The sequence below is a fragment of the Dethiosulfatibacter sp. genome (assembly GCF_983023055.1).
On sequence record NZ_CEZJXU010000107.1, the window covers coordinates 1 to 6,371 of the forward strand.

Below are 6,371 nucleotides of genomic sequence, written 5' to 3' on the forward strand. Positions count from 1 at the left end.
CTGAGCTCTGGAACATTCAAGATTGTCAGATAATATCCAAATGTCAATAAAAGTGTAAGAACCATGAACATTATCCTTGCAATACTTTTTGTATAAAACCTTTCATATGCCATCTGTAACACTATGCTGAGAAATGCTCCTACGATTAAGGTCACAAGATATTTTTCGTAATCAAAATCCCCTTCATTTATCATCATTCCATTGAGTATTGCTACTGCAATGAGAAATGCTGCTGTCAGAGGAAACCTTCCAACGGCATCTGAAAACCCTTGGATTCCGGCTTTGAATCTATCATAAAGTTTCATTAAATCACCTTCCTTATAAACTATTATACCCTAGAAAAAAGAAAGTGGAAATCATTATATAAAAAACACCGGTTGAAATCACTCATCCGATGTTTTTGCCTCTATTCATTATAGTTTCGCACTGTTTGCCAGCGTCTTCATCATTATTTTAAACTCATACAGTTTTTAGCTGCAGCATTCCTCTTTAGCTATTTCTCTGATTATCCTTTGGAACTACACAGGTACCGCTTGCCTTGCACACTATTACAGGTATATCCAAAACATCAGCTGCAGAATCATTAAGATCAGGTCTTGGTACTATAACCTTTTTTGCTTCAAAAACCATTTTTCTTGAAGTGTTTCCAACTTTGATTATTTCACCTGTCGCTTCAATGAAGTCTCCTGCATATACTGGAGCCATAAATTCAACGCTGTCATACGCCTTGAAAAGACCTTCATCTCCGTCATTGATGATGAGAAGCTCTGTTGCCACATCTCCAAACAATTGAAGCATTCTGGCTCCGTCAACCAGACCTCCTCCATAGTGAGCATCATGGGAACTCATTCTAATTCTAATAGTTGATTTCATTTTGTTTCTCCTCTTAAATATATTTTTTTTACCAAAACAAATATAAAAAAACACTGGATGATTTCCAGTGCTGGTTTTCAATCAAACCTTCTGCAATGAAAAATCAAAATAATCATCCATTACATAAACAGCTCTCCACAAATATCGCTATGACAGTGATTCAGGTGTACCCTTCATTCACCAAGAATACAGACATGAACCTGTGTATTCTTTCGGCAACCATACCCTTCGTTTTCGGCATTGAATGTTCCATTCTTGACATCCTAAACTACCATATGATCGCACCTCTGATTTATGTATTATTCTTTTTAATAATGATACTATAAAAACATCTTAAGTTCAACCCCGTTAAAAAATAAATTGTTAATAACCCGTAAAAACTAGGCCTTTTTTAAAATTCAAAAAGTTTAATCATTGAGTTTCATAAATCATTTCAAGATATTTCCCATATTCGGTTTTTATCATACTGTCAGCCAAATTCCTTAGCTGCACCTTGTCTATATAACCCATCCTATATGCAATTTCTTCAATACAGGCAATATATAATCCCTGCCTACTCTGAATAGCATCAACAAATACGGAAGCATTAAGAAGACTCTTGCAGTTTCCCATATCCATCCATGCTGTTCCCCTGCTTAGAATTTCAATATCAAGGAGTCCCATTTTCAGATATTCATTGTTTACAGCAGTTATTTCAAGCTCTCCTCTATCTGAAGGTTCGATATTTTTGGCTATCTCAACTACTTCGTTATTGTAAAAATACAGTCCTGGCACTGCATAGTTTGATTTAGGTTTTTCCGGCTTCTCCTCAATGGACAATACTCTGTTATGGTCGTCAATATCCACTACACCAAATTCACTGGGATTACTGACATAACATCCGAATATCAGAGCGCCTTTATTATTATCCCTTGCCCTCTGTAAGGATTCCACCAGGCCCGTTCCATAGAAAAGATTGTCACCAAGAACCAGGCAAACACTGCTTTCATCTATGAATTCCTCTGCTATTATAAATGCCTCCGCTATTCCCTTGGGGTCCTTTTGTACACCATATTCGATGGAAAGGCCAAACTCGCTTCCATTATTCAAGAGTTTCTTAAAGGAATGTAGGTCATCTTCACATGTTATAATCATTATTTCCCTTATGCCTGCCAGCATTAGTACCGACAAGGGATAATATATCATTGGCTTGTCATATACCGGCAACAGCTGCTTCGTTACAGATTTAGTAATTGGGTGAAGTCTTGTTCCAGATCCACCTGCTAGTATTATTCCCTTCATTTAAACACTTCCAATTCATATTATTTGCGTTCTGTTTTCAAAGTTATCAACAGTTCAGTATGATCCTGCATATTTTTTCCACATCTTCACTAGAGAGACTTCCATAAAAAGGAAGAGCAAGAACACTTTCTGCTGCAACCCGGGCATGGTTCAATTCATTTTTGCTGTAATCCATCCTGTACCACTCTGCATCGGAACAAAGAGGATGGAAATATTTCCTGGGAAATACATTACCGGAATTCAATGTTTCATAAACCATATCTCGAGATTTACCAAATCTATCTTCATCAATCTCAATCACCAGATATTGACAGCTTTTATTCATGTCTGCATTCGTCACAATCCTTATTCCCTCAACATCACTTAGCATAGAATTATATGTTTCTGATACCTTAATCCTTTTTTCTTTTTCCAATCCAACAAGCTTTAATACCTCAATACCCATGGCCGCCTGGACTTCATTCAATTTACCGTTTATACCCCAATCGACAACTCGTACATCACTATTCCTTCCGAAACTCTTCATCATATCAAGTCGGTCTGTTATATCAGAATTCTTTGATATGATACACCCACCTTCTATTGTATTAAAAAGCTTTGTTGCATGAAAGCTGAACATGGACAGATCTCCATATTCCCATATAGGTACACCATTGTGGATGGACCCGAATGAATGGGCTGCATCGTAGACAACTTTGAGATTGTATTTTTTGCTTATTTCATCAATCCTCTTTACATCACAGATATTATCAAATACATGGACTCCAAGGATTGCAGAAGTATTTTCGTTTATAAGTCCTTCAATTTTCTCGGCATCTATAGTCATGGATACCGGGTCTATGTCGCAAAATACAGGCTTCAATCCGTTCCATTCCAATGCTTGTATAGTAGCAGGAAAAGTAAAGGGAGAAGTAATGACCTCGCCTTTTATGTCTAGTGATTTAAGACCTGTCATAAGGGCTATGGTTCCATTGTTGAAAAGTGTTATATTTTCACAACCCAAATATTCACAAAGCTTTCCTTCAAGTTCTCTGTGCTGTCCTCCCATATTCGTAAGTATACCTGTTTCCCATATCTTACCCAGACGTTCATTAATTTTATGAAGATCAGGCAACAGAGGTCTGGTTACATATATTGGATTTTCAAATCCATTTTCCATTTAGTCACCCTCTTTCCAAACCAAGAATATTTCTCAATTCATCCGATGTCATAGGCTCAATTCCCATAATGTCGGCAACATCCTTTATTCTTTTTACAAGCTTGTAATTCGTCGCAAGTTCCTTTTTACTGGAATCCATCCATATATAGTCCTCAACACCTGTCCTTACTCCGTCAGCTATTGCAATCCCAAGGATATTCATATTCCTCTGACATTTACCAAGTCCTGCAATCGAGAAATAAGAATCCTCAGGCAAGCTTGCTTTCACGGTGCCAATATCCAGCAGGTCCGCCTGCATTGTAGCTATATTGCCTACAAGAACATTAATATAATATGGCGGCTTGAGCAATTCCTTTTTTATAAGATACTGAGTAAACTTAAGCATTCCAATGCTGAATATTTCAATTTCCGGCTTAATTCCATTTTCCAGCATCTTGTACGCAAGCTTTTGAATCATTTCAGGACTGTTTAGACTGCTGTCCTTCATGAAGTTCATGGAGCCCATGGTAAGACTAGCCATGTCAGGTTTTAAATCACCCCTTATATCTAAAACCTGGGACCTTTTCCCAAACTCATTAAAATTCCTACCGCTGGTTGAACCAACGAGGACAAGGTCAGGATACTTTTCCCTGATTTTATATATAATCCGCTCATATACATCTTTTTTATATGTAGGCTTTCCAGTCACATCATCCCTTGCATGTAGATGAACCATTGAAACACCCAGCTCAACACATTTGTCAATATCGTTAAATATTTCTTCAGGAGTTACAGGTACATGGATCGTCATTTCCTTTGTAGGCACCATTCCAGTAGGAGCCAGATTTATAATCAATTTTTTCATATATCTCACTCTACGCAAATTCTGTTCTGCGTTTCCTTGATTTTTATTTTCTCAATTTTGATATATATATCTTTTCCCTTAAAAAATTTGGTGTTATCCTGACCAAGGTTCTTATTACCATGTTGAAAAGCATCCTGAAAAACCCATTGAACCCTATTTCATGAAAATACTTCTGTAGCTTTATATCGGACAATGCATACTTGAACCCGCCACGTCTCTTGTACATGTCTCTGCCGGTTCTTGCATATACCAGGAAATCTTCAATATTTGCACATAGGGCACCCTTCATTATCATCCTCACCCACAGATTGTAATCTTCATTCAATTTAGATTCCTGATAATTTCCCGCTTCAACAACAACTTTTTTCCTGTACATCACCGTCATATGATTGAACGGGTTTCTTAAATGTGCAAACCTGACAATATCTTCCGATTCATAAGGAACCCTTCTGACAGCCAGCACATTGTCAATATTGTCTTCAAACTCAATTATATCGGACCCGACAATATCAATCTCAGGGTTTTCATCTATAAATTTTGCCTGAATTTCAAACCTGTCATCTTTGGAAATATCATCTGAATCCATTCTTGCAATCCATTCATTTCTACACTCCAGAATACCTGTTCTCAAGGCATTTCCAAGGCCCTGGTTGTGTTCCAAACCAACAATCTTGAACAAGCCGGGATAGGACTCCATAAATTCTTCAATGATTTTTCCCAGAGAATCAGTCAAGGGTCCGTCCTTGACTATTACAATTTCATCCGGCATGAGAGTCTGTTCCGTTATACTTTTCAACGCCTTGTTAAAATATTCATCCTTTTCCTTTATATATACAGCCATTAATACTGAAAATTTCATAAATTCTACCTCTACTCCAACTTCAAGTCTACGATATAGTGTATTTCTCTCTTGTCTTCATCGGGAATTTTCATATAGTCTCCATACTGTTCAGTCAAAATTGATTCATATTTTTTTGGTAGATAAAATTCTCTGTCTTCAAATTTATGTTTGATACATGGAAACAAATCATTGTAGTTAGATACATTTGAATAATAGCCTCTGTTCTTGTAAATATCCGAATAATTGTCTGAATTACCATTCATGTACTTCCTTGCAATTTCATCCGTTTTAATATTCCAGTTTCCCGTTTTTCTGAAAGAAAATAAAAATCCGATTATCTTCCTGACTTTCATAATCGAATATGCAGTCATATTATTCTTTATAACCTTATCAAGACTTTTGGAAGGGTACTTGTAGAAAGCAGTGGCTATGGTAACCTGCCTGTTGAAATTGAAAGTTAAATTATGAAGTTTTCTCTTAACCGTTGAATCAGGTATTTTGTCCAGAGGTGCTATATCAATGAAAATCCCCTTGTCTATGGGAAGCCCCTCTGTTTCATATTCAAGAAACAACGTGTTTTTCTTCCTTATCTTCATCCTTCCAAAGCAAGCATTGGGCTCGATTCTAGGAACCTGTAATATATATCCATCACCCAGCTCCTCATTAAAAACTTCAATGAGCTTTTCATAATCATCCCTCAGCATCATAAAGTCCATATCGTCATCCCAGGGAATGAACCCATCATGTCTGATCGCACCCAAAAGAGTACCAAAGGCCATCATAAGCTTCAGTCCATGCTTCTCACATACAGCATCCACATCATTTGCGATTTCAAGCAATATATCCTTCAGTCTTTTAAGTTCATCAGGCGATATTTTTTTAAGACCGGCGCTTCTGGCCGAATCATTGTAAACTGTTTTCATTCGTAATTTTTTCATATCCCATACTCCACTGTTATTATGTTGATTATTGTATTGAATTGAATTAAACATATACATTAATTTTATTACATTTTACCAATAATTCCAATATAAACCTTCACTTTTAATAGACCATCCACTTTATTAATGATAACATATAATAAGAAAATCCAGGAGGCATTATGAAAACCATAGCCATTATTCTTGCCGGTGGATCAGGCATACGATTCAACAACGAAATACCAAAGCAATATATCGTTGTCAATAATAAAACAGTCCTTGAACATACGCTCAAAAAGTTCCAAGAAAATTCTTCCATTGACGAAATCATAGTAGCATTAAACGATAAACATATAAGCCAAAGCTTCAAAAACAACCTAGTGGAATCATACCCAAAGATAACCGCCTTAACCAAAAATGGTTCAAACAGGCGTTTAAGCATCTACTATGCCC

Annotated in this window: 7 protein-coding genes, 1 pseudogene and 1 riboswitch; of the genes and pseudogenes, 1 reads left to right on the plus strand and 7 read right to left on the minus strand. The window is 36.6% G+C overall.

Annotated elements, in window-relative coordinates; translation table 11 throughout:
- From AC3AX0_RS05360 to AC3AX0_RS05390, 7 genes and pseudogenes are all read right to left on the minus strand, one after another.
- Positions 1-305 (minus strand): annotated as a pseudogene (locus AC3AX0_RS05360) (DUF4153 domain-containing protein); the annotation flags it as partial.
- A 184-nt stretch (positions 306-489) separates the two neighbouring features.
- The gene (gene kal, locus AC3AX0_RS05365; RefSeq protein ID WP_487549278.1) at positions 490-873 is read right to left on the minus strand and encodes a 3-aminobutyryl-CoA ammonia lyase; all 384 of its coding nucleotides are present in this window, start codon (positions 871-873) and stop codon (positions 490-492) included.
- A 120-nt stretch (positions 874-993) separates the two neighbouring features.
- Positions 994-1,171, minus strand: a riboswitch (Lysine riboswitch).
- A gap of 113 nt (positions 1,172-1,284) precedes the next feature.
- Positions 1,285-2,154, minus strand: coding sequence for a glucose-1-phosphate thymidylyltransferase RfbA (gene rfbA / locus AC3AX0_RS05370; protein ID WP_487549279.1), 870 nt, complete (start codon positions 2,152-2,154; stop codon positions 1,285-1,287).
- A 46-nt stretch (positions 2,155-2,200) separates the two neighbouring features.
- A complete protein-coding gene (locus tag AC3AX0_RS05375; protein WP_487549280.1) occupies positions 2,201-3,313 on the minus strand; it encodes a DegT/DnrJ/EryC1/StrS family aminotransferase in 1,113 nt (370 codons plus the stop codon).
- Between the two features lie 4 nt (positions 3,314-3,317).
- The gene (locus AC3AX0_RS05380) at positions 3,318-4,157 is read right to left on the minus strand and encodes a beta-keto acid cleavage family enzyme (RefSeq protein ID WP_487549281.1); all 840 of its coding nucleotides are present in this window, start codon (positions 4,155-4,157) and stop codon (positions 3,318-3,320) included.
- A 43-nt stretch (positions 4,158-4,200) separates the two neighbouring features.
- The gene (locus tag AC3AX0_RS05385) at positions 4,201-5,016 is read right to left on the minus strand and encodes a glycosyltransferase (protein ID WP_487549282.1); all 816 of its coding nucleotides are present in this window, start codon (positions 5,014-5,016) and stop codon (positions 4,201-4,203) included.
- An 11-nt stretch (positions 5,017-5,027) separates the two neighbouring features.
- Entirely contained in the window at positions 5,028-5,936 is a 909-nt protein-coding gene (locus AC3AX0_RS05390; protein ID WP_487549283.1) for a LicD family protein, read from the minus strand.
- A gap of 164 nt (positions 5,937-6,100) precedes the next feature.
- Between AC3AX0_RS05390 and AC3AX0_RS05395 the strand changes: the two genes are divergently transcribed.
- The coding region (locus tag AC3AX0_RS05395) for a 2-C-methyl-D-erythritol 4-phosphate cytidylyltransferase (RefSeq protein WP_487549284.1) at positions 6,101-6,371 on the plus strand (271 nt) is incomplete at its 3' end.